Consider the following 24392-nt stretch of genomic DNA (forward strand, 5'->3'; position numbering starts at 1 on the left):
GAACGGCTATGAGCGCAACTTATAAAGCAGATTTTAATTTGTGGATTGAGCAGACAGCCCAACTATTGCGATCGCATCGTTGGCATGAAGTTGATGTAGAACATCTGATTGAAGAGGTTGAAGGCTTGGGCAAAAGTGAACGGCGGAGTATTGCTAGTCAACTAACTCGCTTACTCTTGCATTTACTCAAGTGGCAATATCAACCCCAGCGTCGCTCAGATAGTTGGCTCGATTCCATCACTGATTCTCGCACCCAAATTGAGTTAGCGATAGAAGATAGTCCTAGTCTTAAGAGCTATCCTACAGAGCAGCTTGAGGAAAGCTATCAAAGGGCACGTCGTCAAGCAGCCAAGCAAAAGGGGATACTTATATCCGTGTTTCCAGAAGAGTGCCCGTATTCTGTAGAATTAGCGTTAGATGAAGACTGGCTACCGGAAGCAAGCGATATTTGATAACTTAATTTGCCACTGTGTGGGTATTGGCGATCGCTATGAAATAATAACGCCTGTAAGCCTCACACTATATGAAAAAAGCCTGCGTTGTCAGGCTTTTTTAGAAATTTGTGGCAGAGCGATCGCGCTGTTATAAACAGGACTTACGCAAAATAATGAAAAAACGAACCGCATTCGCGCAGCGTCTCGTTAGAGAAGGACGCAAAGGACACAAAGGAATAAGAGTTTGAGAGAGTTATTGCGTAAGTTCTAATAAAATCAAAATGTCCATTCGTGGTCTGGATCATCTAGGGCGGCGCGAACAGAAGCTAAATTTGCAAGGTCTTTGAAAGGGCTTGATTTAGCAATTTCTGTGATTGAATTTAAGGTAAAGGCTAATTGGTCATTATTGCCAGATGCGATCGCATTATCAACGACAGCAAATAAAGCGCGAAAGTTTTCTGCACGTTCATCAAAAGAGCGATCTAGATACGCCATCAGCAACTCTCGCTGGGCATTAATCTTGGTGATTGTTTCGTTTTCCCAAACATCAATCTCTCGTCTCTTTTTCTGTTCCTGTTCGGCAATTCTTTTATATTCAGTATAGGCTGAAACCATTTGCTGTAGGCATTCAGCAGGATTTAGGTTTGCGAGTGCAAAAGTAGCTATCTTGTGTACTGACATGTTTAATTTCCTCCCAAAGTACGATACTTTGCTTGGATAGTCGTGCAAGCAGGATTCAGATACCCTTCACTGTCTAAGACAGGAGTTTTCATGATTTCTGCAAGCGCTTTCACCAGAAGTGCTACTTCTTGAAACTTCCTAGCATCGCGATCGCGATTAAAAGGTTGGGCTTCAAGCTCTTGAAGTGCAGATTTAGCACAGTTGTTTAAATTACACACTAAATTAGCCAGTTCCACTGTTCGCCGTTTAACCTGTAATAGAAAATCTTGAGCTGCTTCAATATTGGCAATTTCTATGTTTACTCTAGTTTCATACTCCCGCGCTTTAGTCAAAGCTTCCTCACCCTTACCAGCAAGTTGAAAACCCCCAACCATTAATGCCGGGCCGAGTGTAATACCTCCCAATACAGCGCCACCAACCGCCATACTAGTACCACCACCTAACCAAGTTATGGCTCCAGTCCAAGCCGCAGCACCACCAACTTGTGAGATAGCGACTTCACCAGCCCACAATCCAAAGAACTTGGAAACAGTAACAGTACCTACACTCCTTGCTAAGGTAACTGCACCAGAACCTGCTGCTGACGCTGCAACGGCTGCTTTCACACCACCTTTCACCCACTGTTCAGCTTTGATAACTTCTGTTTTGTACTCCTGAATTTGCTGAGTGGAAATGTCTAATCCAGTTAAAATATCCAGATTGTTTTGGGAAGCTCGCTGACCGATTCTTTCAATAAAAGCTATAAAGTTTGAAATTGTACTCTGCTTGATACGAAGTTGCATTTGACCATAGGTTTCTGCTGACTGGTTGGTAATTTCCCAGGCTGCTTTTAAGTTTTGCAAACTACTTTCGTGTTTTTGTTGAGCCTGTTCACCAATTTCCTTTGCCTGGTTCATATTGCCAATGCCTTTAGCACTTTTTACTGCTCCGAAGGCTCCAGTAGCCAAAGCAGCAGCACCCAAAATCAGTGGAATCATGAAATACTCCTGATGTGATTAGTATTTGTCTACGGATTTGGCATCAAAATAAGGCATCACCTTATACTTATATTTCCCGGTGATACCAACTAATGAACATTCAGAAGGTGTAAATTTGAGACTGCGATGAATACAGTTGTCAATCCTTTTCATGTTGAGTGCGATCGCATCGGTGGGAGGCTAACACCTCAATGCAATGGACAAGCTATGTCTACGACGGGCTATTCGGCGATCGCACTCGGCTTGACGCTAGAATATTAGTCGCAATCTTGTGGAGATGATTGGCGATGAAAATTAAAGCAGTTATCTGGCAAGAAGATGGTGTATGGTGTGGTTCTGTACCTGCCCTACCAGGATGTCACACTTGGGGAGACAGCTACGAACATTTGTTAGAAATGCTGCAAGATGCGATTCAAGTCTGCTTAGAAGTTGCTAGCCAACGCGAAGATCAGCTTGATTTAGCATCATTCTCGTTACAGTACGCAGCTTCAATTTTCCCTGAAAGTGAAGAGACAGCTTAGTAACATTTAATCCCGGTGATGTAGTCACAGTTGATTTTCCCGGTATCACTGGTATGAGTTAAGCAATTTACTCATGAACTACTACTAATTTCTACAATTGCTTCTCCTTGCCGCAGTCGTTCTATTGCATCAGGTAAAGCGATGGCAAGTAGTCGCTGCAAATTGCGATTTGTGACATTACCACAAGTCAGCCAAAGAATTTGAGGTGGTATTCCTAAACGACAGGCCAAGTCAACAAAATCGCTATCTTTGGTCATGATTACCGCCTTAGCGACTCGTGCTGCCTCAAAAATTTCCACATCTTTAGCATCTCGTAATTCAAGCTCTCGTGGGCAGTAGCCTCTACGTCAAAAGTTTCAGTCAGCCAAAGTGCTAATGTAGGAGGCAGCTGAGCATCAATCCAAATTTTCATGCTGTCAATCGAGGAAAGTCTGTTCGCCGTGCTGCAAACAATAGACAGGCTTGGATATCTTCGAGTTCGAGATCGGGAAAATCCTCTAAAATCTCAGAAACACTGACATTCTCAGCCAACATTTCTAAAATGTCACTCACACGAATCCTCATACCTCGAATACAAGGACGACCACCACACTGGCCAGGAGTTTGAGTAATGCGAGTCAACAAATCAGCCCTTGAGTTCATGCAAGTATTTTAATATCAGGTACTTTTATTTAACTCTAATTCTGCGATCGCAATTATCCCAGCCTACCATCTCAGTGTGGCAAAAGGGCAATCGCAATTATCCCAAGTTCACACAACAGCACCTAAGTTAGCAATTTTGGGTTAGTTGTAGCTTCAGGTAATCAATGAAATCCAGAATTTCTGTATCAGTGAGTTGTAGACGCGATCGCTTACCATATTTCTGCTGCAAATACTCCCTTCCATGCTCTGGAGTCCAATTTAATTGAGCTAAATATGTGTCAGTTTTAGCTATAAAAACATCACGCGGTTCAGGCGTTTTTATATTGTCACTTGCTTCTGATTGAGATTGATTTTTATCTGGATTAAGATTATGAATATTATTAATTTTTAAACTGACTCTTTGTCCTACAGCTTGCCAGTCTAATTCCTTATGTCCATCCCAACTAACACCTACAGAACGATAAGTTATTGGATCGTAAATATTACAGAATACTACTTTTTTATCTCCAGGACTAACGGCAATAGTAAGTGGGTGACGCAGTTGTTCAAAAGTAAGAATATCTAAAGACAGCAATAAACCTTTACAAAAATAGGTATCACTTCCTGAACGGATAATATAGGGTTTGTCTGCCAAAACATTTAAATCTGTTCTGATAACTTCTCCGAATGTATTTTCAACCTTTTTATTAACTTCTATCCCTGTAATTACCCCAGTCAAGGCTCTTTCATAAATTGGGATGCGTTTTTCATCTTCAGCAAGCATATACCAACAATGATCGGGTTCTTTGCTGACAAAGATATATTGAGGTTTTGGGACTGCTCCAAATCCTAATTTAACTTCCATATTTTTGATGAAGGTTTTGGTAAATATATTTATTGAGCAACTAGCTTTTACGATTTTTACCGTCAAGCTATTAGTTCCTTTACAGATATAATTCCCTAGCCAGGAAGCTAATTAACATTAAGGCAGCAAAAATTACAAAATCTGGTGAATCTATAACAAAGTTTCTGGATCGACACCTAGCGCATTCAACCTTTCAATTAACATTTTCACTTTTTGCTCTGCTTCCACACGTCGCTGTTCTTCAAAGGCTGTGCGTTCTTCTGCTTCCCTAATGCGTTCTTCTGGTGTCAGCAATCTTTGCCCTTCTTCGTCATACCAGTACAGCCATTCCCGCACTATACCTTGATAAATTCCCCGTTCTCGCCCAATTCCTAAACTAATTTCTGGTAGCCAAACGGGATTTCCTGACATTAAGATATATTCCCCATCAACTAGGCGGTACACTTCCAAAGGCGACTTTTTACGCCGAAAGGGACTATATACAACGTAGTATAAAATTCCTAATTCTTTAGCATAGAATTCTTTCTTGATGTTATATTCTTCTCGATATATTTGGGAAACAACTTCTAGCGCTAAAATTGGCAATTGCTTTTCTTCCCACAGCACATAACTTAGGCGTAAATCTTCATCAATGAAGCGTTTAACTCCTAAGCTGAGAAACCCATCAGGGACAATGGCTGGTTTGTCAGGGTGATAATAAATACCCATATCAACACCAAAGAACCAATCCCAACGATCGCACCAAACTAAAGCCAGGATCGTTTTCAGCAAGCCGGGAATTAAATTTTGGAGTTCATTATCCACAGGGGTGTCATTGGAGTCCGGTAGTTCTTCGGAAGATGGCAAACAATGGAGCGGATTGTAGTTTAACATGAGCGGTTTTGCCAAATCTGATTCTAGATAGATTGTAGGTAATCTATTGATATGCGATCGCATATCAAAAATCAAAAACCATTTTTAGCCTAGGCGTAGCCCGTCGTATACATCGACTTATGTCTTTTATCTCAGTATGAAAATACTTATAAGTGTCAAATCTTTACATTAAACTCGTGGTTTTTCGGTACTGACTATCAGAGCGTCTAACTGACAATAGCAAAAAAGGGTGGAATATTGTTCAACTAGAACATTCCAGAAGTCGCAAAGTATTCAATTTCATGGTGAATTTGGTAGCTGGGCTGATTACCTATACCTACCAGGAGAAAAAGTTTTCTCTCAACCTGGACTCCGAAAATGTGGCGCAGCTGGAACTTAGCTGATTTTTAGCCCGATTTTTGAATCGTACTTAAGTATCAGATATGTCACCACAGATCCATTCACGAATTTTAATCAAACACTTTTTAACGGTTTTTTTGCCATTGTCAGCGTTAGTTGGGGTTGTTATCGGGGCTATCTACTACCAACAGGTACAAACTGAGAAGGTTGTATTAGAAACTAATGAACTCGGCAAGGTAGATTTACAAACCAAAGTAATCAGCGGAGATTTTCATTCTGTTGTCTCAGATTTGATGGTTATCTCTAAACAAAACGAGCTACAAAGAGTTTTAGAGGGAGTGAATGGACAACAACAGGCACTTTCCCAAGAATTTTTATTATTTTCTCGATATAAAAAACTTTACGACCAAATCCGCTTTTTGGATCAATCAGGAAAAGAAGTTGTCAGAGTCAACTTTAACCAAGGTGAGCCAGAGATTGTCCCTGAAGAAAAACTGCAAGTTCAAGCCAAGCGCTACTGGTTTAATGACACTTTGCGGCTAAACCAAGGACAAGTATTTGTCTCTCCCCTTGACCTCAACATAGAACGTGGTCAGGTTGAACAACCTTTGAAGCCAATGATCCGCTTTGGAACTCCCGTTTTTGATAGCCGTGGGCAGAAACGAGGCGTTGTAATTTTAAATTATTTCGGCGCAAAACTGCTGGACAATTTTAATCAAGCTTTTGCTAACGCCTCTAGTCAGGGAATGCTACTGAATGCCGATGGCTACTGGTTAAAAGGGACAAAGCCTGAAGATGAATGGGGATTTATGTTTCCCGATCGCAAAAACCGCACTTTTAGCAAAGCTTTTCCCCAAGCATGGCAGGAAATTTCTCAAAAAGAATCGGGACAATTCCAAACTGCTGAGGGAATGTTTACTTTTACTACAGTTTACCCACTTGTGGAAGGGCAAAAATCTAGTACGGGAGCAGGACAGGCTTTTGCACCAAGCCAAAATCAAATTGATCCTAAATCCTATCACTGGAAGATTGTCTCATGGGTATCGCCAGAGGCGTTGACGACCAAATCAAACCGATTTTTGAGTCAATTGCTACTGCTATATGCTGGATTAATAGGACTAATTGGCATTGGTTCTTGGCTACTAGCAAGAGCTAGTGTCAATCGTCAGATGGCCAAGCTAGAGTTAAAACAGTCTGAAGTCCAATTGCGAGAGCTAGTTGAGCGGGAGAAAATTCTTAAAACTCGTCTATCTAGTCAAATTCGCAACTCGCTGGATCTAAATACGATTTTGAGTACAGTAGTGGTTGAAGTTCGGGAACTGCTACAGATTGATCGATGCCAGTTTTTTTGGTGTCATCAAGAAGATGAATCTACTAGCTTTGAACTGAGTCAGCAAGCCTGCGCTCCCGACTTAACAGAACCTTTAGGCTGTTCTCCTATCCAGAATGTGGAAGCCCTGAGTGAAGCTGTTATGCAAGGGAATTTGCTTTGCTTTGATGACATTGCGACAGATTCGTGGCTGGATTTCAAGAGTCGGAATTTACTGGTGACATTGGGCTTTAAGTCTCTACTAATAGTTTCAATTCAAACTCAGTCGGGTTGTTTGGGTGTGATTGTCTGCGAACATACTAGAGTGCTTCGTCCCTGGAGTGACGATGAGGTTGAACTGATTCGAGGTGTGGCTGACCAGTTAGCGATCGCTATTGACCAAGCGCAATTGTATAATCAAAGCCGCGCTGCTACTGCTGCTGCTACTGCCCAAGCAGAACAACTCAACCAAGTTTTACACAATCTCAAAGAAACCCAAGCCCAACTAATTCAGACCGAAAAAATGTCGAGTTTAGGTCAATTAGTGGCTGGAGTAGCTCACGAAATCAATAACCCAGTTAACTTTATCTACGGCAACCTAACCCATGTAAATGAATATACACTTGGCTTATTGGAACTGGTAGAACTCTATCAAAAAACCAATGTTAATCCAACATCTGAAGTACAAGCTCATATAGAAGCGATTGACCTTGACTTTATGACTGAGGATCTGCCTAAAATCCTAACTTCAATGAAAATGGGAGCTAATCGCATTCGTGAAATAGTTCTATCCTTGCGAAATTTTTCTCGACTTGACGAAGCGGATATGAAGCCTGTCAACATTCATGAAGGTATTGATAGCACATTACTGATTTTACAAAATCGCTTCAAACAAACGTCTGGAAATCCCGGAATTCAAATAATCAAGGAATATGGTGATATTCCCTTAGTAGAGTGCTATGCCGGACAACTCAATCAGGTATTTATGAATCTGATCAGTAATGCCATTGATGCTCTGGATAGTTATAACAGTAAGCGAACTATTGAGGACATAGAAGCTAACACCAGCCAGATTGTAATTCGTACTGAGTTACACAATTCGGATCGTATAACTGTACAAATCGCAGATAATGGCCCTGGCATGACCGAAGTAATTAAGCAACGATTATTTGACCCTTTCTTTACCACAAAAGCCGCAGGTAAAGGTACAGGATTAGGATTGGCAATTAGCGCTCAGATTATCACAGAAAAACACAACGGAGCTATTTGGTGTATTTCAGAACCAGGACAGGGAGCAGAATTTTGGGTCGAAATTCCGATTAAACAAAGTTCTAAACTAGCTACTGCAAGTACTGCGACTCTATCCCGAATTTGATGCTATTCTGGTCAAATAAAAAATGACATGACTAATATTAGCGATGTCTACGACGGGCTACGCCTACGCGCTGATTTTGATAGTCCTTGGAAAGAAATTATAGAAGCTTACAGCACTTTGCAACTAAATGAGGTACAGAACCAAGGATTCACAAATCAAATTATTCTTCTTCCTCCTGCCGACGCTCGCAGACTCGCTACCGCTACGCTATCCTGCCTCAAAACCAGCGACTTTGTACCTCATGTAAAAGAAAACTGCTGTATTTTCCCCAAGCAATGTATTTATTTTTCCAGAAACTTCCGCATTAATTGATTGGGAACGTCCCTATGAATTTCTAGATAAAGAATTTCAACAAATAGCTTGTGAAGCTGAACAGGGTAAAAGATATGCTGATCAATTAGTCAAAGTTTGGCAAACCCAAGAGGAAGAACTTTGGTCATTAATCCATATTGAAAGATTTTTACTTTACTGAATTAAACGTTGCGAATGAGTAACAAAAAGGGCAGGTACAAAACCCGCCCTCAAAGTAATCAATATTTCAACTAAACTAGCGATCGCAACTTAATTAGCGATTTTCGGCGCACTCAAAGAAACCTTTAGTGTTTCGTCTTTTTGCTGTGCTAATGTGGGCACTGAATCACGCAATCTTGCTGTCAATTGTACAGTTGTAGCGTCATACATTTGAGTTAGCAACTTCGGATAGAAACCAATACCAATAATTGGCACTAACAAACAGGCAATAATAAATACTTCGCGGGGTTCAGCATCTATCAAAGCTTGGTGAGAAACTAATTCCTTGTTCTCTTCTCCGTAGAAAATTTCTCGCAACATCGACAGCAGATAAATCGGAGTTAAAATTACTCCCACTGCCATCAAGAACACCACAATGACTTTGAAGGTAGAGCTATAAGCATCGCTAGTAGCAAAGCCGACAAACACCATTAATTCTGCCACGAAACCGCTCATCCCCGGCAATGCCAAAGAAGCCATTGAACAAGTAGTGAACATGGCAAAAATTTTCGGCATTCTCTTACCGACACCGCCCATTTCATCCAACATTAGGGTGTGTGTGCGATCGTAAGTTGCGCCAACCAGGAAGAATAAACTCGCCCCAATTAACCCGTGGGAAACCATTTGCAACACTGCCCCACTCAATCCCAAATCGGTGAAGGAGGCGATACCAATCATCACAAAGCCCATGTGAGAAATTGAGGAGTAGGCAATTTTTCGCTTGAGGTTTCGCTGGGCAAAGGATGTTAAGGCAGCGTAGATGATATTAACTACCCCCAAAACCACCAACACTGGTGCAAAAAAAGCGTGGGCATCGGGGAGCATTTGAGCATTCATTCGAATTAAGGCGTAACCGCCCATTTTCAGGAGAATACCTGCTAATAACATGTGTACGGGGGCTGTAGCTTCACCGTGGGCATCAGGTAGCCAGGTGTGCAAAGGAATAATCGGCAACTTGACGGCGTAGGCAATCAGGAAGCCAGCATAGAGGGCAAGTTGGAAATTCAGGGCGAAGTCTTTTAAGGCGAGCGATCGCATGTCGAACGTCACCGTATCGCCGTAAAATCCCATTGTCAGGGCAGACAGCAAAATAAACAGCGAACCGCCAGCGGTGTATAAAATAAATTTGGTCGCTGCATATTGCCGCCTTTTGCCTCCCCAAATCGACAGCAGAAAGTATATCGGCACCAGTTCCAGTTCCCACACCAGGAAAAATAACAGCATATCCTGGACAGCGAACACGGCAATCTGACCGCCATACATCGCCAAAATCAAGAAGTAAAATAGCTTGGGCTTGAAGGTAATAGGCCAAGCTGCTAAAATCGCCAGCGTGGTAATGAATCCAGTCAAAATAATTAGGGGCATAGATAAGCCATCAGCCCCTACAGACCAATTCAAACCCAATTGTGGTACCCAGGGGTAACTTTCCACTAACTGCAAATCTGGATTGGAGAAATCATACCCAGTATAAAAAGCGTAAACAATTAGTGCAAAATCTATCAGCCCTACGACGAGGGAGTACCAGCGCACTGTTTTGCCTTCTTTGTCAGGGATGATGGGAAGAAGTAGCGACGCCGCTATCGGAAACAGAATAATCGTCGTCAGCCACGGGAAATTAGCTGTATTCATCACAATTCGTCTGCTATCAAAATCATGTTTGGCAAAAAGTCACTAGTTATTAACTAACAGCTTTTTCGGTATTTGGTCTTCCTCGTTAGGTTGATTTAATAAAAATAAAGAAAGATGAAGGTAGGTAAATCTATATCCTTGCCTTCATCTTTATACAACATAGTTATTGCCTAATCACTAACTGATACGCTATATACAAACGTATGTAGAGACGTAATATATTAAGTCTCTACGTTAGGTGACACCAAAGACAATTACTAAGCCCAAAACAGCCCCAAACACAATCAAGGCATAGAATTGAGCGCGACCGTTTTCTAGGTACTTCAGACCTTCACCGCTAACAAGGGTGAAAAAGCCTGTGAGGTTAACTGCACCATCGACAACGCGGAAGTCAACTTCCATAACTTGTCTGGCTACGCGACGCAAGCCGAGGACAAAAACCCGATGGTAAATGTCATCAAAGTACCACTTGTTGAGGGATAACTCGTAAAGTGGTTTGATTTGAGCAGCGATCGCAGCCGGGTCAATTTTACGGCGCAAATACATCAGCGAAGCCAGGGTAATCGCAATCAAAGAAATTCCGACTGAGGCACCCGCCATGATGTAAAATTCCGTCGGATTGAACTCGGAAGCTTTTTCTATAACTTCGGAAAGGGTTTCGCTAGGAGGAAAGATAAACTCTTCAAAATAATTGGCGTAGGGAGTTCCCACCAAACCAATCAAAATCGAAGGCACAGCCAACAGTGCCAACGGCAGCGTCATCGTCCACGGCGATTCGTGGGGGGAGTCGCTATGATGCCCGTGGGAGTCATGGGAATCATGCTGCTCACTAGTTGCCGCCAATTCTCCTTTTTTCATTGCCCCAGGTCCAAAATTCGGGACTGGTTCTTCTGACTCTAATTCCAGGACAATTGTCGCCGCAGCCTTCTTGAGTTTTTGTTTGATTTTCTCGTCATTCCCCCGGAATTTGCCTTCAAATGTCATGAAATACATTCTAAACATATAGAAAGCCGTAATTCCGGCAGTTAGCCAGCCAATCATCCAGAGAAATGGGTTAGCTTCAAAAGCCTTCCCAAGAATTTCATCTTTTGACCAGAAACCAGCAAAGGGTGGAATACCAGAAATTGCCAAGCAACCAATCAAAAAGGTAGTCCCCGTGATCGGCATATACTTCCGCAGTCCGCCCATCAAGCGCATATCCTGCGCTAAGGCTGGGTCGTGACCAACGACACCTTCCATGCCGTGAATTACTGAACCTGAACCCAAGAACAGCATCGCCTTGAAATAGGCGTGGGTCATCAGGTGGAATAGTCCAGCACTGTAGGAACCTATTCCCATTGCCATCACCATGTAACCAAGTTGGGAAATGGTGGAGTAAGCCAAGCCCTTTTTGATGTCGTTTTGGGTAATGGCAATAGTTGCCCCCAAAAACGCCGTAAACGCTCCAGTAAAGGCAATGACATTCATTGCTGCTGGAACGCCTTCAAATACTGGGTACATCCGGGCAATGAGAAAAACACCCGCCGCCACCATTGTTGCCGCGTGAATCAAAGCAGAAATGGGGGTGGGGCCTTCCATCGCATCTGGTAGCCAGACATGGAGAGGGAATTGGGCTGATTTTGCCACTGGCCCTAAGAAAACTAAAATCGCAAACAGGACAGCGAGAAAATTGCTGATAGTACCTGATTGGACAAGTTCGGCGAGGCGATCGCCCATGATATTAAAATCAAAGCTTCCTGTTGCCCAGAACAGCCCCAAAATGCCGAGTAATAGACCAAAGTCGCCCACGCGGTTGGTCACAAACGCTTTTTGAGCGGCATCTGCTGCTGACTTGCGATCGTACCAAAAGCCGACCAGCAAGTAGGAACACATCCCGACCAGTTCCCAGAATATATAAATCTGTACTAGGTTGGGGCTGACCACCAGACCTAACATTGAAGAGCCAAACAAACTGAGATAGGCGTAAAACCGCACGTAACCGGGATCGTGAGCCATGTAGCCATCGGTATAAACCATGACTAACAAGGCTACCGTTGTTACAATCACCAGCATTAGGGCTGTCAGGTGGTCAATAGTGTAGCCCATGCTCAGGTGAAAATTACCTGCTGCCGCCCACTCCAAGGTGCGGATATAAGGCGCGTGTCCTTGAATTTGACTCCATAGCAAGGCAAACGACAGCCCCATAGCTGCTCCCATTAGGGAGATAATAACTACAGCGTTCAACTGCCGGAGGCGGTTTGTCACCTGATTCAACGAGATTAACCCTAGACCGACCAGCATTGCCCCAAAAAGAGGTAACACCGGAATCAGCCAGGCATACTGATAGATTACTTCCATCACTGACGCCTACTTTTAGAATTCTTGACTAGCGTGTCGAAACTGTTAATAATTGTGACACACACCCTTTAGGATAAAATAACCCACCCAAGGCTGATTGGGTGGGGTGTTAAGCATGGTTTTAGATTTGCCGAGAATAGCTATGAGTGCTGAGTGCCCAGTCGTGAGTTTAATTATTACTCACGGCTGGGCAATCTCTTCAGGCTGACCGACACTCTAAGTCCACTGTTTTTGAAGTATTGTAAATTTTCGGGCAATTGCTGTAGCTAGCTTTAATGTCTTCTAAAGCTAGACGTAAATCTTCTCTGCCGCGAAAGCCTTCTAAGCGATGCCGAACAGTGCCATTTTCAATCAATAGTAAAGTTGGCAGTGACTTTAGCCTATAAGTAGTAGACAATTTAAAATTTTGATCGGCGTTAACCCCAACTAGTTTAATTTCTTCCCCACATTGGGCTTGAAATTGCAACAACAGTGGGTGGATAACCCGACACAAGCCACACCAAGGTGCTTCAAAATTAACTAAGACAGGAATAGGAGATTCTAAAACTTCTTGAGTAAATGTCCGCTCACTAACCGACAACACCATGACGCCTCTTGGATTATAAGGTTTTTATATCAAACTACCTATCAGCACTGAAGTGAAGGATTAACAAATCAGTAACTGCCGATAGATGCTTTCAGGAACCAAATCTCAGGACACAGAATAATTAGGCAAAAATTGAGCGCGTTGATGTGTCTCTGACAAAAAAGCCAGCGCGGCTTTCACGGTGGCTTTTTTGGATGTTAGACTCCTGATTGCCGTCGCCACCTTGGATTTTGACTGAATCTGCCATTTATTCCCAAGGAAAGGCAACTGACCAACAACTACCAATTTAAAATCTTAACTTGACTCAGAGCACTCCCACTGATAGATGTTTGAACTTATCCTACATTGATTTGGGGCAATTGATAAGCTGAAATCCTCATCTGTTTTGCATTTTCTGCTGACACTGGGGATCACCTAAATTTCCCATTTTATCTTACTAGTTGCTTCCAGCAACAGAGGGTGCGACCACCAAAGCAAAGCTATAAAAATGGCAACTCCCAAATAGGAAGGACGGAGAAATTCCTGCCATTTGATAGATTGACGCCCATCAATAATTGCTTTAAAGGGAATAATTGAAGTCCGTTGTTTGGCAATTTCAAAGGCTTCCCCATAGCGATGCAAGAGACGGCGATCCCCGTGCCAAACCCCAAACAAGTGATGCAACACTAATCCAATGGAAGTCACAAGGGTAAAGGTAGTACCCAGCCACAGAGTATGGGCAACACACCAAATTATTTGTCCTACCATCTGGGGATGACGGGTAATCCGAATAATTCCTGTTTCGTAGAGATGAACTTGGGGCTTTTGAATGGCAGCAATTTCTAGTAGATTGAAGGTAGCAGGATATAAAAACAAAAACGAGATTGCTGACAGCAGCCAAACAAATTCTCGTACTCCTAGTACCCCTTGTACCTGCCAAAGTTGCAAACCATCATAGCGGTGCCTAAAAAAGTAAATAATTAATATCACAGCCAACGGTAGGCTGACTAATGCAAAGAGAATGCGATAAAGCCTTGGGCCAATATATTTTTCTGCCCAAGGGCGCAAAGCAGCTCCTCCACTGTGAGCGATCGCAAAAACTATTTGTAACCCCAGTATGACAAAATGACTGGGTGTCAACCAAGAAATCGGCAGCATATAGACGGGTGAAGTAATTTAAAGAAAATTGAATTCAGTACAACCAATACCACAAAGTATTCCAAAGGAGACTTTAGTCAAGATGTTGTGCTACTGTCCTTTTCGAGTCAAGCCTTTAAGTTTAATATGCAACAAATCATGCGCGGCTGATTGCTGCCAAACTTTATTTGTTGTGTGCATCCGCTCCTTTCAAAGTTTGTGGGTTGAGCCTTATGTCTGACCTTCCTTTCACTTTAGATCAGTTACGTATTTTAAAAGCGATCGCACAAGAAGGAAGCTTCAAGCGTGCCGCTGATAGTCTTTACGTCTCACAACCTGCCGTCAGCTTGCAAGTGCAAAATCTCGAACGGCAGCTAGATGTCCCCCTATTCGACCGTGGAGGACGACGCGCCCAATTAACCGAAGCAGGGCATCTACTCTTAAGTTACGGTGAAAAAATCCTCAGCCTGTGTCAGGAAACCTGCCGCGCGATTGAGGATTTACAAAATCTCCAAGGAGGGACTTTGATTGTCGGTGCTTCTCAAACCACCGGCACTTATCTTTTGCCCAGAATGATCGGCATGTTCCGACAAAAATATCCCGATGTGGCAGTGCAATTACATGTCCACTCTACGCGGCGGACTGCTTGGAGTGTGGCTAACGGACAAGTTGATCTGGCAATTATCGGCGGTGAAATTCCCGGTGAACTATCAGAATCCTTGGAAGTTCTTTCTTACGCGGAAGACGAACTAGCGCTGATTTTACCTGTCTTTCATCCCTTTACCAAACTTGAAAAAATCCAAAAAGAAGACTTATACAAATTACAATTCATTGCCCTAGATTCCCAATCAACTATCCGCAAAGTAATTGACCAAGTACTAGCACGCTGTGAAATTGATACCAGACGTTTTAAGGTTGAGATGGAATTGAATTCCATTGAAGCAATTAAAAATGCTGTGCAATCTGGTTTGGGGGCTGCCTTTGTTTCAACTAGCGCGATCGCTAAAGAGTTACAAATGGGTGTTCTGCACCGTACCCCTATTGAAGGCGTCGTCGTCAAACGGACACTGTGGCTGATTTTTAATCCTAATCGCTATAGATCCAAGGCCGCAGAAGCTTTTAGTCGGGAAATTTTGCCCCAGTTTGCTAATCCTGGATGGAGTCAAGATGTGTTAACATTGGCACAAAAAAGCATAGTGGTAACTACATTGGATATAGCGACATCCACCTCTTCCGGCGAAGACTAAAATTTGCTCATTAGTCCTACCCTTAGGGTGTCTATGTCATTTGTCCTATATTTTTTGTAAATGACCAATGACCATTCGTAATGACGCTCTCTACGAGACGCTAAAAGCGTAGCTTGCAACTCTTACAGAGTACGCGGACTCGCTATCGCTGCACTAACGTAATTCGTAATTATTATCTCATAGCTTTTCACGTAGCTTGTCGTAGGCAAGCTAAGGATTTGATATCAGTAAAAAAGTTTCCTGTTCTTGATAAAGAAATTTAGTTTCTATGTAAGCTGAATGAATTATGAATTACGAATTACGTAGCTTGCTTCTCGTCTTATCTACGAGACGCTACGCAAATAGTGAGTATTATCAATTACGAATTATTTTGACTAATGACTAATCACGAAAATGGAAGTTTATTGTACTCGTCCACGTTGTCCACGCCCACAAAACTATTTTGCCGATTTAGATGATATTACGACGCTGAAAACAACGCAGCAAAAGTACTGTACGACCTGTGGTATGCCATTGCTGCTAGATGGTCGATATGTCCCCATGAAGTTGCTGGGAAGAGGGGGATTTGGAGCAGCCTTTTTGGCACGCGATCGCCGAATACCAGGAATGCGTCAATGCGTAGTGAAGCAGTTTCAACCATCGGGAAATTTAACCTTAAATCAACTGCAACAAGCACAGTTGATGTTTGAGAGAGAGGCAGAAGTTTTAGCACAACTGGGTAACGATCACGAGCAAATACCTGACTTATTTGCCTTTTTTCCAGTGATAGTAAATAGCTTGCAACCAGGACAGCAAGACCAGTTTTTTTACTTAGTACAAGAATACATTGATGGGCAAAACTTAGAAGAAGAATTAGTTCAACAAGGCAAATTTTCTGAACAGCAAGTGTTGGAGGTGCTGCAAGAAATCCTGAAGGTGCTAAAGTTTGTCCATCATAGAGGAATTATCCACAGAGATATTAAACCCTCTAACATCATGCGCCGTCGTGATGGTAGACTTTTTTTACTAGATTTTGGTGCAGTTAAGCAAGTAACAAATGCTGCACTTGGTTCTGCTGCTTCTTCCACAGGAATTTATTCTATGGGATTTGCACCGCCTGAACAGATGGCTGGAGGTCAAGTATTCCCATCTACAGACTTATACGCCTTAGCTGTAACTCTTATTACTTTATTGACAAATCAGGAAGCAGTTCAACTATTTGATGCCTATAGCAACCAGTGGAAATGGCGAACCCAAGTGACTGTCAGCCCCCGCCTTGCTGATATATTAGACAAAATGTTGCTACCTGCTGCTAATCAGCGTTTCCAGTCAGCCCAGGAGGTTTTAGATGCACTTAACTTACAGGCGGTTCAAGCCCCTACACAACTTAATTCGCCCTCTGTAACACTTCCGCCACAACCGGCAAAAGGTGCTAATCCCGTTGTTCCCCGCCGTCCGCCAACTCAACTAGCGTTTTCTACAGTGGAATTATTGGGTGGGGCGGCATTTAGTGGATTTGAAGGAGCATTGATAGCGATCGCTCTCTTCAGTCTCGTAAAATCAGAAATAGTTACTTTAAGTGTTGCGTGTGTGATTTTAGGAATACTGATATTTGCCCAAACGAGGCGGTGGATTGAAAAGTTCGATTTATTAATTATTCCGGCAATTACTTTTGCAATTATTTTTTTTCTCCCCTTTTTACAGGGTGATTTTAGTATCCTGGAAGTAGTAATTTTATCAGTTGCATCAGCCTTAGTAGCTATTTCACTGACAGCTATATTTAGACTTATTTATAAATTATTATCTCTGATACTTTAAAATTTTTTCTTTATTCAAATTTGTTCATGTCACAAAAGAATGAAACCACAATTTTAGCTTTGGCCCTGCTGCTGACAGTTGGCATAGTTGGCGGTGGAGTTTGGTGGTTTACTAATGGCTCTGGGATCAAAATTGGTAATAACATCATTCCAGGTTCGGAACCAGGCAGCAATCCATCCCTACAAGACCGGATTAGTTTTGGGGAAAAAACTTTGACTCCAGGTGCAGTTTCTCCTGCAAAAAAAGAGGGCGTAGAGGCGATCGCTGCTAAAAGTTACGACAAAGCGATCGCTAATTTCACTACTGCCCTAAAACTCAACCCTAATGATCCAGAAGCGCTGATCTTTCTGAACAATGCCCGCATCGCCTCTTCCAAGAGCTACACCATTGTGGCTTCTGTACCATTCGGCACTGACCCCAATGTTTCTTTAGAAATTTTACGTGGTATCGCCCAAGCCCAAAGTGAAATTAATACCTCTGGAGGAGTCAAGGGAGTGCCGTTGAGGGTAGGGATAGCTAACGACGAAGACAATCCAGAAATAGCCAAGCAAATCGCTTCTAAGCTAGTTAGTAATTCAGAAGTATTAGGTGTAGTTGGGCCTAATACTAGCGATTCCACTTTAGCAGCAGGTAATATTTATACTTCAGGACAACTTGTAGCAATTTCCCCTACCAGTACATCTGTAAAAATTTCTAACTTTAGTCGCTACGTTTTTCGCACGGTTCCCAGTGATTTTATGGCTGCTAGAACTTTAGCCAACTACATGGTGAAAACCTTGCAGAAAAAAAATGCAGTGGTTTTCTTTAATTCTCAGAGTAACTATAGCCAGTCCTTAAAGTCGGAGTTTGTTTCATCTGTTTCCCTAGAGGGTGGACAGGTATCCAGCGAATTTGATTTGTCTCAGGTGGGTTTTAGTGCGGCTAAAAGTGTAGAACAAGCAACTAAGCAAGGTGCAGAAGTGTTGATGTTAGCAGCTAACACTGAAACTTTGGACAAAGCGCTGCAAGTAGTTCAGATTAACCAGAAACGGTTAACTCTGCTGGCCGGAGATGATGTTTACACCGTCAAAACTTTAGAAATTGGCAGAGAGCAAGCTACGGGGATGGTAGTGGCAGTTCCCTGGCATATTGATAGCGATCGCAAGTCAGATTTTCCTCAGAAATCACGGCAGTTATGGGGCGGTGATGTAAGTTGGCGAAGCGCCCTCAGCTATGATGCCACTGTAGCTCTGATTGCGGCATTAGGACGTAACCCTTCACGTTCTGGAGTCCAACAAGCACTCTTCTCCTCTGACTTTTCTGCCAGTGGTGCTTCTGGTACAATTCGGTTTTTAGCATCAGGCGATCGCAATGCACCAGTCCAACTTGTAAAAATTGTTCCTGGTTCTCGCTCTCGCACTGGTTATGACTTTCAACCAGTCCGATAATCAGCAATAAAGACTAAAAATTAACCAATAGTTAACCTAAAAAAACCCTCAAAATGCGAAATTGAGCTTTATGGGGAGAATTTTAGGTCAAATAGCAACTTATTTATCCTTACCAACACTCAAGCCTTGAGATAAAAGACGAATAATCCAGGAAAAATTTATTATACTTTGGCTTCTAAACTAGTCAGAAGTGAGGATTTGTCAGTATTCGTTAACAAAACACCCGTCCTCCCAATACAATCTCAAGTAGCAAGCACCTATCAAGCCAAGCACTTATATTGAATGGACGCGCGGGTAATTCTACTATGTCCCAAAAAAATGAAACAACTATTCTTGTTTTATCCATCCTAATCACGGCCGGGCTAATAGCTGGCGGTTTTTGGTGGTTTACTAAAAAGTCTGGTGTTGATCTAAATACAATCAACTCTGGTAACAGTAAAACGCCCCAAACCGCATCAAAACAGTCTAGTGGCAATACTTTCACTTCAGTAGAGGAAGTTCCTACAGGATTATTCAATTACGGAGGCAGTACATCTTGGGCACCAATTCGGCTGGTAGTTGATTCGGCAATTCAAGCGGCGCGGCCAGAACTTCGACTGCGTTATGTAGAACCCAGCAGTGCATCTCCTGGTTCTGGTACTGGCATCCAGTCACTAATAGACGGTCAACTAGTCTTTGCTCAATCCTCCCGACCAGTTTTAGATCAGGAGTTAAGCCGTGCCCAGCAGCGTGGGTTCAGTTTGAAACAAATTCCTGTGGCAATTGATGGTTTGGCAGTCGCAGTTAACCCTAATCTCAATATCCCAGGACTAACGGTAGAGCAGTTAAAGTCAATTTATACAGGCAAAATCAATAATTGGAGCCAGGTGGGCGGCCCCAATATTCCAATTAAGCCCTATTCTCGCCGTATTGCTGATGGCGGTACAGTCGAACTTTTTGTTCAAGACATCTTGGGTGGTCAAGCTTTCAGTTCCAATGTGGAATTTATCTCCACAACCACCCAAGCCTTGCAAAAATTGGCTGGTAGTTCTGGTAGCATCTACTACGCTTCTGCCCCAGAGGTGATTCCTCAATGCTCAATCAAACCCTTGCCGTTGGGGCGCACACAAGGGCAATATATTGCTCCCTACCAAGAACCATCTGTCCTCCCGTCCGAATGTCCTGGTAAACGAAACAAATTGAACATTGAGGCTTTCCAATCAGGAAAATACCCGATTACGCGCAATCTGTTTGTGGTGGTCAAACAGAATGGCCAGACTGAGCAGCAAGCAGGTGTCGCTTACGCCAACTTACTGCTAACTGAGCAGGGACAGGAACTGATTACCCAAGCTGGGTTTGTCAAAATTCGCTGACACCTGCGATTAAACTCAGGCAGAGTGGCGGAAATCGCCGCTCTGAACCTTGCTTTAACCAGCTCTATTAATCGACTCTGCTGGCAAGCAAATCAGATTATCCCCTTGGGTGAGGATTAAGCCACGTTGACGTAGCTTACCCATCAAGCGGGTGACGGTGACACGGGTCGAACCAATCGCGCTCCCAATTTGGGCATGGGTGAGGGGGAAGGGCAGACAATAGCCGCGAATCACATCAGGATCAGTGTCGCTCATTGCTGGCTCTCCATATTCCTCAATTAACAATGTGAGAAATCCTAAGAGTCGGTCAATTGTGCGGCGTTGTCCCAAGGCACTCAGCCACAGTAGCTTACGCTGGTGCTGATACCTAAAGGCATCCATAACTTCGCGACGGAAGTGAGGCCAGTTGTCTAAGTCATGCCAGTACATCCACAGCACCGCAGTTTGGTCAACATGGGCGTAAGCCTGGAGTGTGAATGGTGACTGAGCAACAATTTCAAATGGCTGTCCCGCTCCCACAAAACCCAAGAACGCTTCTTCTGGGGTTCTGTTAATTCGTCGAGACGTTAGCTGGCTGGCAGTCGCGCTAACTTGGGCGGTTCCTACCATCCGGATCGCACCCCTTTGCACCAAATATAGCAATCCAGGCCGGGCTGGAATGCGCTCATCTTTGCTAAAGGTACGGCAGCGGTAGTGTTCTTGAGCCCAGTCAAGAATGCGTTGCCAAGTTAAAAAAGGCCGTGATGCCTCAGAAAAGGAGGATGGAGATTGCATAGGTAACAAAGAGCGTTCGGCTGAAGACAAAGACGTCATAAAAAGGTGCAAGGAGTGTCTTTGTGTTGGCGAGGCAGGCTTAACGCCTAACAGCGCCAGCCAATCCAAAGAATAGAAAGCAAATTACTCTCTACTCTTTTGTTATACTTCCTACTGTACAATGATGGTAGTAAAGTTTACTTACTATTCATCGATTATTCATCAAATTTTATCCTCTTCTCATTTTTCTTCATCTAAATTAAATTTATATCGCAAGATAGATGACAGAAAATCAACAAATATATTTTACATGATTATTTCGATGAAATTACGTGCATTATAAATTACTAGTTAGCAAATATACGTCAATTAAACAGCTATTAAATAGCTACCTAATAAAGGTACTAAGCACTAATACTTATATTGTAGAAAAAGTATACATAAAAGTTGGAAAAAATCATCTATATAAAGATAGAGATGAAAGTAGCATTTTATATATCTCAAGTGTGGCGCTGCGGCTGTCAAAATCTCAGAATCGAAAAACTATGGAGCTTGCCAGTGCGATCGCCTCTGATTTATCGAGGACTTGTGGCGACGTTTTTAGCATCCAAATTGTTCCCCCTGGGTGGATACATTTTGAATTGACTCACTCGACGTTAGCAACTTGGTTACAAAGTCTTGCAGTGGGGAATCTAGAGCGAGATGGGAAGCAGGCGGGACAATTGATGCCCAATGCGCGATACCCAATGTCCAATTCTTTGTTTGCTGTTCAGTATGCCCATGCGCGTTGCTGTTCGCTAGTGCTGCTGGCTCACCGAGAAGGATTGATTAAACTTAGAGAACCAGTTCCAAATACTAGTCCAGATTTTTGGAGTGTTATCTCTCCTAACCCTTTACCTTGGCTCAATTGTGACGGAAGACTGCGGCTAAATCACCCAGATGAGCGTCATCTAATTGCCGAGTTAGTACAAGTGGTAGACAACATAGAGTGCGCTGATATTAGCGGTTCTGTGAAATGGGAAAAAGTAGCGCTGAATTTGAGCCAAGCTTTTGAAAACTTCTGGTCTAATTGCCGGATTTGGGGTGAGGTGAAAATTAGCTCACCAGAGCTAGCCCAAGCTAGACTCGGATTGCTTATGGCTACTCAGTCAGTATTAAGATTTGTCCTAGAGGAAAACTTGGGTATTTTTGCGCCTTTAGAGTTATAAATCGGTAATGTCGCTTAGGTATAAAATAAAAACTTTTATAATAGCTATTGACTCAATGCATCACCTCGGCTACATTAGCAGGTGTGTGAGGAGCGAACCAGCTAGGGCACCGAGACGAAACACGGCCAGTCGTCGGTGTCCTTTCTGATTTATATGGTTTAGGCTTGAAAAAGTGCCCTCATTACAGCAAAAACTTTGCAATTGCTACTGCTGCTCCGTCTTCCTCTACGCTAGGAGCTACCCACTGAGCGATCGCTTGCACTCCTGCTGGTGCGTTGCCCATAGCTACACCGAGTCCAACATACTCCAGCATTTCCAAATCATTGAAGTTATCGCCAATAGCCATAACATTGACTAACTGTAATCCCAGCAATTCTTCGGCTAGGTAACGTACAGCAGTTCCCTTATTCACAGATGCGTTAGTTGCTTCAAAGAAGGTAGCAACAGATGTTGTGAGATAAAGTTCAGCTGGTGTGTATTGGCGACGCAAATTGCCTAATAGCTGATCGATCACATCTGTGTCATCACATAAAGCAAGAATTTTTGTCGGTTCATTCGTTAAGGCTTGGCGCAAATCACCTACAGGAATCGGGGTAATCCCAGAACGTTCTGCATAAATTTTGGTTTCTCTAGTTAACTCACGGACGTATAGCTGATCATTGATGTAGAAGTGGACAGATAGGAGCGTTCGCAACTCAGGCTGTTCAAAATAGTCGAGTAGCTGGTGGGCGATTTCCCTGGAAACAGCCCAATGGCGATGAACTTTTTGGGTGATCGGATCTTGAATCCAGGCTCCCTGATAGGCCATTAATGGCAAGGTAGAGCCGATTTCTTGGTGAAAGCGCAAGGCTGAACGATACATTCTACCTGTAGCGATCGCCACTTGAATTCCTCGTGCTTGGGCCGCAACAATAGCTTGCTTTACACCTGCGCTGATGGTATTGGAGTGTCCAGCGATCGTGCCATCTATATCCAAAACTAGTAGTTTAATGTCTTTTGCAGCAGCCTGATAATCAGTAGATGCCAAATGTGTGGCAGATGCTTTCTGCATAATTTCCTAGATTTTAAGTTCCAGTAAGAGGTTAACAGGCTCTAGCTACCAATGGGGAGTAGTAGAAAAAATTGGGTTCTCTAGTCAACCAAATTTCCATACTGTGAGGATGTTGTGTCACACAATTAAATTGTTAAAATTCTGGCTAATAGGCGCAATAAAAAACCCGATTCTCGAAAAAATCGGGCATTATCATTTAAATTAAATAGATTGCCTGATAGATGGGATGGGAAAAACCTACCTATTCAAAAAATCTATGAATTAGGCATCTTGAACCAGCTTTTTTTGCGTTGTGACAACAGACAAAGCCCAGCAATTAAACCAACTCCAAGAGTGGCAGAGGGTTCAGGTACTGATTTCACATCATCGTAGTTATAAGTTACTTTGATACCTGCTTTGGCGTATGTATCAACATAGGATCTCATGTTGCCCGATCCTGTAACTACTGATTCAGCTATAGCTGTGAATAAAAAGTCTATGTTGCCATTACCAATGAAAGACTGCAAGAATTGCGTATTAGTGGAAGATTGGGTAGCAGATTGTGTGGCAGTTAAGTTAGAAACAGTCTTTCCAGAGGTGCCACTATAATCAGTGATCCCATCATATTTAGCGGTTTGGTAACTGTAACTATATTCTGGATTGAGTGCAAATAGAGACTGATTATTTAGTTGTAAGCTGAATTCACTGGTGAGATTTAATGTCACCAAGCTCGCAGTTTGACTCCTATTTTCAAAACCTGCATTTCCAAGGATATCGCCAGTAAATTCTATTGTTACACCTTGAAGTGTGCCTAAAGATGAGTCAAACTTTTGGACGCTCAGAGGTGCTTCAATGATATCTGTCAAATCGTAATTAATGGAACTACTGTAGGAGAGAGAAGCTGCATTAGCTACTCCAGATGTTGCAACAATTCCTGCCAAAGTTGTAGCAGCAGCTAGAGTGTTCAATAGTTTTGTTGTCATGATGGAAGATGCTTTTCTAAAACGAATCATTACAGGATTACTAAGTTATTTCTAACTCTGAAACTTTGCTTGTAGGATTGATAATTTCACGTAAATTTATGTAAAGTTTTTATGTCCAAGTTCCTTCGGAAAATATACTTTTTGATTGGTACATATAAAGTTTTGTTAAGGCAAAGAGGCTTTGATAGTGGTAATTTTATGTCGAAATATTAAGCTAGTTTTTGTTTGTTTCTGAGAAGTAAGCTAGGTCAACCTAATTAAACATAAAACGCTCAGGATATAGATCCCAGACTTCTGGTGAAAAATCGGGAATCTGGTTACTATCTGGTTACTATGTTGATACTCACGTACTTAATGAGGGTGGTATCCCTGCTAAAAGTTGTTTCTATTGGGCTTCCGTACTAAAGCTGCAAATGCGTAGA

General features: G+C 42.7%; 25 protein-coding genes. 11 read left to right on the forward strand and 14 right to left on the reverse strand.

From position 1 onward, the window contains the following. Positions 1-8 precede the first annotated feature (8 nt). Entirely contained in the window at positions 9-452 is a 444-nt protein-coding gene (locus tag F8R90_RS21660; protein ID WP_196512399.1) for a DUF29 domain-containing protein, read from the forward strand. Further along, the gene (locus tag F8R90_RS21665; protein WP_196512400.1) at positions 418-588 is read left to right on the forward strand and encodes a hypothetical protein; all 171 of its coding nucleotides are present in this window, start codon (positions 418-420) and stop codon (positions 586-588) included. Before F8R90_RS21660 ends, F8R90_RS21665 begins: the two co-directional genes overlap by 35 nt. A gap of 122 nt (positions 589-710) precedes the next feature. Here F8R90_RS21665 and F8R90_RS21670 read toward each other — a convergent pair whose 3' ends face one another. Then, positions 711-1115: a hypothetical protein gene (locus F8R90_RS21670; RefSeq protein WP_196512401.1), complete on the reverse strand. Its 405-nt coding sequence runs from the start codon at positions 1113-1115 to the stop codon at positions 711-713. 2 nt (positions 1116-1117) lie between these two features. After that, a complete protein-coding gene (locus tag F8R90_RS21675) occupies positions 1118-2092 on the reverse strand; it encodes a hypothetical protein (RefSeq protein WP_196512402.1) in 975 nt (324 codons plus the stop codon). A gap of 126 nt (positions 2093-2218) precedes the next feature. On the opposite strand from F8R90_RS21675, the gene F8R90_RS33515 reads away from it, so the two are divergent. Further along, entirely contained in the window at positions 2219-2353 is a 135-nt protein-coding gene (locus F8R90_RS33515) for a hypothetical protein (protein WP_269141783.1), read from the forward strand. Between the two features lie 26 nt (positions 2354-2379). Further along, positions 2380-2613, forward strand: a complete 234-nt coding sequence (locus F8R90_RS21680) for a type II toxin-antitoxin system HicB family antitoxin (RefSeq protein WP_196512403.1) — start codon at positions 2380-2382, stop codon at positions 2611-2613. 71 nt (positions 2614-2684) lie between these two features. Here F8R90_RS21680 and F8R90_RS33035 read toward each other — a convergent pair whose 3' ends face one another. The 4 genes from F8R90_RS33035 to F8R90_RS21700 form a co-directional block, all read right to left on the reverse strand. After that, complete coding sequence (locus F8R90_RS33035; protein WP_331000691.1) at positions 2685-2912, reverse strand: DUF5615 family PIN-like protein; 228 nt, start codon at positions 2910-2912, stop codon at positions 2685-2687. Positions 2913-3021: 109 nt separating this feature from the next. Next, entirely contained in the window at positions 3022-3255 is a 234-nt protein-coding gene (locus F8R90_RS21690; protein ID WP_194042634.1) for a DUF433 domain-containing protein, read from the reverse strand. 127 nt (positions 3256-3382) lie between these two features. Further along, entirely contained in the window at positions 3383-4099 is a 717-nt protein-coding gene (locus tag F8R90_RS21695) for a hypothetical protein (RefSeq protein ID WP_196512404.1), read from the reverse strand. A gap of 150 nt (positions 4100-4249) precedes the next feature. Further along, entirely contained in the window at positions 4250-4972 is a 723-nt protein-coding gene (locus F8R90_RS21700; RefSeq protein ID WP_196512405.1) for a Uma2 family endonuclease, read from the reverse strand. Between the two features lie 422 nt (positions 4973-5394). On the opposite strand from F8R90_RS21700, the gene F8R90_RS21705 reads away from it, so the two are divergent. Together F8R90_RS21705 and F8R90_RS21710 are read left to right on the forward strand one after the other, a co-directional pair. Continuing rightward, on the forward strand, positions 5395-7995 hold the full coding sequence (locus tag F8R90_RS21705; RefSeq protein WP_196512406.1) for an ATP-binding protein: 2601 nt from the start codon (positions 5395-5397) through the stop codon (positions 7993-7995). Positions 7996-8022: 27 nt separating this feature from the next. Further along, positions 8023-8307, forward strand: a complete 285-nt coding sequence (locus F8R90_RS21710) for a hypothetical protein (RefSeq protein ID WP_196512407.1) — start codon at positions 8023-8025, stop codon at positions 8305-8307. Positions 8308-8556: 249 nt separating this feature from the next. Here the strand turns inward: F8R90_RS21710 and F8R90_RS21715 are convergent, their stop codons facing one another. The 5 genes from F8R90_RS21715 to F8R90_RS21730 form a co-directional block, all read right to left on the reverse strand. Further along, positions 8557-10134 (reverse strand): NAD(P)H-quinone oxidoreductase subunit 4, encoded by a 1578-nt coding sequence (locus tag F8R90_RS21715; RefSeq protein WP_196512408.1) that lies wholly within the window; start codon positions 10132-10134, stop codon positions 8557-8559. 234 nt (positions 10135-10368) lie between these two features. After that, positions 10369-12471 carry an NAD(P)H-quinone oxidoreductase subunit 5 gene (locus tag F8R90_RS21720; RefSeq protein WP_196512409.1) on the reverse strand — a complete coding sequence of 701 codons (2103 nt, stop codon included), beginning with the start codon at positions 12469-12471 and terminating at the stop codon, positions 10369-10371. Positions 12472-12670: 199 nt separating this feature from the next. Beyond that, positions 12671-13057 (reverse strand): thioredoxin family protein, encoded by a 387-nt coding sequence (locus F8R90_RS21725; protein ID WP_196512410.1) that lies wholly within the window; start codon positions 13055-13057, stop codon positions 12671-12673. A gap of 121 nt (positions 13058-13178) precedes the next feature. Continuing rightward, positions 13179-13304 carry a hypothetical protein gene (locus F8R90_RS33520; protein WP_269141784.1) on the reverse strand — a complete coding sequence of 42 codons (126 nt, stop codon included), beginning with the start codon at positions 13302-13304 and terminating at the stop codon, positions 13179-13181. 167 nt (positions 13305-13471) lie between these two features. After that, positions 13472-14194 carry an NnrU family protein gene (locus tag F8R90_RS21730; RefSeq protein ID WP_190899993.1) on the reverse strand — a complete coding sequence of 241 codons (723 nt, stop codon included), beginning with the start codon at positions 14192-14194 and terminating at the stop codon, positions 13472-13474. 212 nt (positions 14195-14406) lie between these two features. Here F8R90_RS21730 and F8R90_RS21735 point away from each other — a divergent pair, with 212 nt between their 5' ends. The 4 genes from F8R90_RS21735 to F8R90_RS21750 all read left to right on the forward strand — a co-directional run bounded on the left by F8R90_RS21735 (position 14407) and on the right by F8R90_RS21750 (position 19996). Next, the gene (locus F8R90_RS21735) at positions 14407-15420 is read left to right on the forward strand and encodes a LysR family transcriptional regulator (protein WP_190899990.1); all 1014 of its coding nucleotides are present in this window, start codon (positions 14407-14409) and stop codon (positions 15418-15420) included. A gap of 393 nt (positions 15421-15813) precedes the next feature. Beyond that, complete coding sequence (locus F8R90_RS21740; protein ID WP_196512411.1) at positions 15814-17217, forward strand: serine/threonine-protein kinase; 1404 nt, start codon at positions 15814-15816, stop codon at positions 17215-17217. 26 nt (positions 17218-17243) lie between these two features. Then, positions 17244-18644 carry an ABC transporter substrate-binding protein gene (locus tag F8R90_RS21745; RefSeq protein ID WP_196512412.1) on the forward strand — a complete coding sequence of 467 codons (1401 nt, stop codon included), beginning with the start codon at positions 17244-17246 and terminating at the stop codon, positions 18642-18644. A 305-nt stretch (positions 18645-18949) separates the two neighbouring features. Next, positions 18950-19996 carry a PstS family phosphate ABC transporter substrate-binding protein gene (locus F8R90_RS21750; protein WP_196512413.1) on the forward strand — a complete coding sequence of 349 codons (1047 nt, stop codon included), beginning with the start codon at positions 18950-18952 and terminating at the stop codon, positions 19994-19996. Between the two features lie 54 nt (positions 19997-20050). On the opposite strand, the gene F8R90_RS21755 is transcribed toward F8R90_RS21750, so the two are convergent. Beyond that, positions 20051-20809, reverse strand: coding sequence for a Crp/Fnr family transcriptional regulator (locus tag F8R90_RS21755; protein ID WP_190899985.1), 759 nt, complete (start codon positions 20807-20809; stop codon positions 20051-20053). Positions 20810-21294: 485 nt separating this feature from the next. Between F8R90_RS21755 and F8R90_RS21760 the strand changes: the two genes are divergently transcribed. Further along, positions 21295-21957 (forward strand): DALR anticodon-binding domain-containing protein, encoded by a 663-nt coding sequence (locus F8R90_RS21760; protein WP_331000692.1) that lies wholly within the window; start codon positions 21295-21297, stop codon positions 21955-21957. 181 nt (positions 21958-22138) lie between these two features. Here the strand turns inward: F8R90_RS21760 and F8R90_RS21765 are convergent, their stop codons facing one another. Further along, a complete protein-coding gene (locus F8R90_RS21765) occupies positions 22139-23008 on the reverse strand; it encodes a Cof-type HAD-IIB family hydrolase (RefSeq protein ID WP_196512415.1) in 870 nt (289 codons plus the stop codon). A 254-nt stretch (positions 23009-23262) separates the two neighbouring features. Further along, positions 23263-23970: a choice-of-anchor E domain-containing protein gene (locus tag F8R90_RS21770; RefSeq protein ID WP_196512416.1), complete on the reverse strand. Its 708-nt coding sequence runs from the start codon at positions 23968-23970 to the stop codon at positions 23263-23265. Between the last annotated feature and the right edge of the window lie 422 nt (positions 23971-24392).

Origin of the sequence: Nostoc sp. NZL (genome assembly GCF_015714705.1) — a bacterium.
GTDB classification, from domain to species: Bacteria; Cyanobacteriota; Cyanobacteriia; order Cyanobacteriales; family Nostocaceae; genus Nostoc; species Nostoc foliaceum_A.

Excerpts from the sequence above, each read along its gene's own strand:
- F8R90_RS21715 (WP_196512408.1), bottom strand. The coding sequence starts at position 10,134 with ATGAATACAGCTAATTTCCCGTGGCTGACGACGATTATTCTGTTTCCG.
- F8R90_RS21695 (WP_196512404.1), bottom strand. The coding sequence starts at position 4,099 with ATGGAAGTTAAATTAGGATTTGGAGCAGTCCCAAAACCTCAATATATC.
- F8R90_RS21675 (WP_196512402.1), bottom strand. The coding sequence starts at position 2,092 with ATGATTCCACTGATTTTGGGTGCTGCTGCTTTGGCTACTGGAGCCTTC.
- F8R90_RS33515 (WP_269141783.1), top strand. The coding sequence starts at position 2,219 with ATGAATACAGTTGTCAATCCTTTTCATGTTGAGTGCGATCGCATCGGT.
- F8R90_RS21670 (WP_196512401.1), bottom strand. The coding sequence starts at position 1,115 with ATGTCAGTACACAAGATAGCTACTTTTGCACTCGCAAACCTAAATCCT.
- F8R90_RS21735 (WP_190899990.1), top strand. The coding sequence starts at position 14,407 with ATGTCTGACCTTCCTTTCACTTTAGATCAGTTACGTATTTTAAAAGCG.
- F8R90_RS21700 (WP_196512405.1), bottom strand. The coding sequence starts at position 4,972 with ATGTTAAACTACAATCCGCTCCATTGTTTGCCATCTTCCGAAGAACTA.
- F8R90_RS21740 (WP_196512411.1), top strand. The coding sequence starts at position 15,814 with ATGGAAGTTTATTGTACTCGTCCACGTTGTCCACGCCCACAAAACTAT.
- F8R90_RS33520 (WP_269141784.1), bottom strand. The coding sequence starts at position 13,304 with ATGGCAGATTCAGTCAAAATCCAAGGTGGCGACGGCAATCAGGAGTCT.
- F8R90_RS21680 (WP_196512403.1), top strand. The coding sequence starts at position 2,380 with ATGAAAATTAAAGCAGTTATCTGGCAAGAAGATGGTGTATGGTGTGGT.
- F8R90_RS21705 (WP_196512406.1), top strand. The coding sequence starts at position 5,395 with ATGTCACCACAGATCCATTCACGAATTTTAATCAAACACTTTTTAACG.
- F8R90_RS21750 (WP_196512413.1), top strand. The coding sequence starts at position 18,950 with ATGTCCCAAAAAAATGAAACAACTATTCTTGTTTTATCCATCCTAATC.
- F8R90_RS21760 (WP_331000692.1), top strand. The coding sequence starts at position 21,295 with ATGGAGCTTGCCAGTGCGATCGCCTCTGATTTATCGAGGACTTGTGGC.
- F8R90_RS21710 (WP_196512407.1), top strand. The coding sequence starts at position 8,023 with ATGACTAATATTAGCGATGTCTACGACGGGCTACGCCTACGCGCTGAT.
- F8R90_RS21755 (WP_190899985.1), bottom strand. The coding sequence starts at position 20,809 with ATGACGTCTTTGTCTTCAGCCGAACGCTCTTTGTTACCTATGCAATCT.
- F8R90_RS21690 (WP_194042634.1), bottom strand. The coding sequence starts at position 3,255 with ATGAACTCAAGGGCTGATTTGTTGACTCGCATTACTCAAACTCCTGGC.
- F8R90_RS21725 (WP_196512410.1), bottom strand. The coding sequence starts at position 13,057 with ATGGTGTTGTCGGTTAGTGAGCGGACATTTACTCAAGAAGTTTTAGAA.
- F8R90_RS21660 (WP_196512399.1), top strand. The coding sequence starts at position 9 with ATGAGCGCAACTTATAAAGCAGATTTTAATTTGTGGATTGAGCAGACA.
- F8R90_RS21770 (WP_196512416.1), bottom strand. The coding sequence starts at position 23,970 with ATGACAACAAAACTATTGAACACTCTAGCTGCTGCTACAACTTTGGCA.
- F8R90_RS21730 (WP_190899993.1), bottom strand. The coding sequence starts at position 14,194 with ATGCTGCCGATTTCTTGGTTGACACCCAGTCATTTTGTCATACTGGGG.
- F8R90_RS21765 (WP_196512415.1), bottom strand. The coding sequence starts at position 23,008 with ATGCAGAAAGCATCTGCCACACATTTGGCATCTACTGATTATCAGGCT.
- F8R90_RS21720 (WP_196512409.1), bottom strand. The coding sequence starts at position 12,471 with ATGGAAGTAATCTATCAGTATGCCTGGCTGATTCCGGTGTTACCTCTT.
- F8R90_RS21665 (WP_196512400.1), top strand. The coding sequence starts at position 418 with ATGAAGACTGGCTACCGGAAGCAAGCGATATTTGATAACTTAATTTGC.
- F8R90_RS21745 (WP_196512412.1), top strand. The coding sequence starts at position 17,244 with ATGTCACAAAAGAATGAAACCACAATTTTAGCTTTGGCCCTGCTGCTG.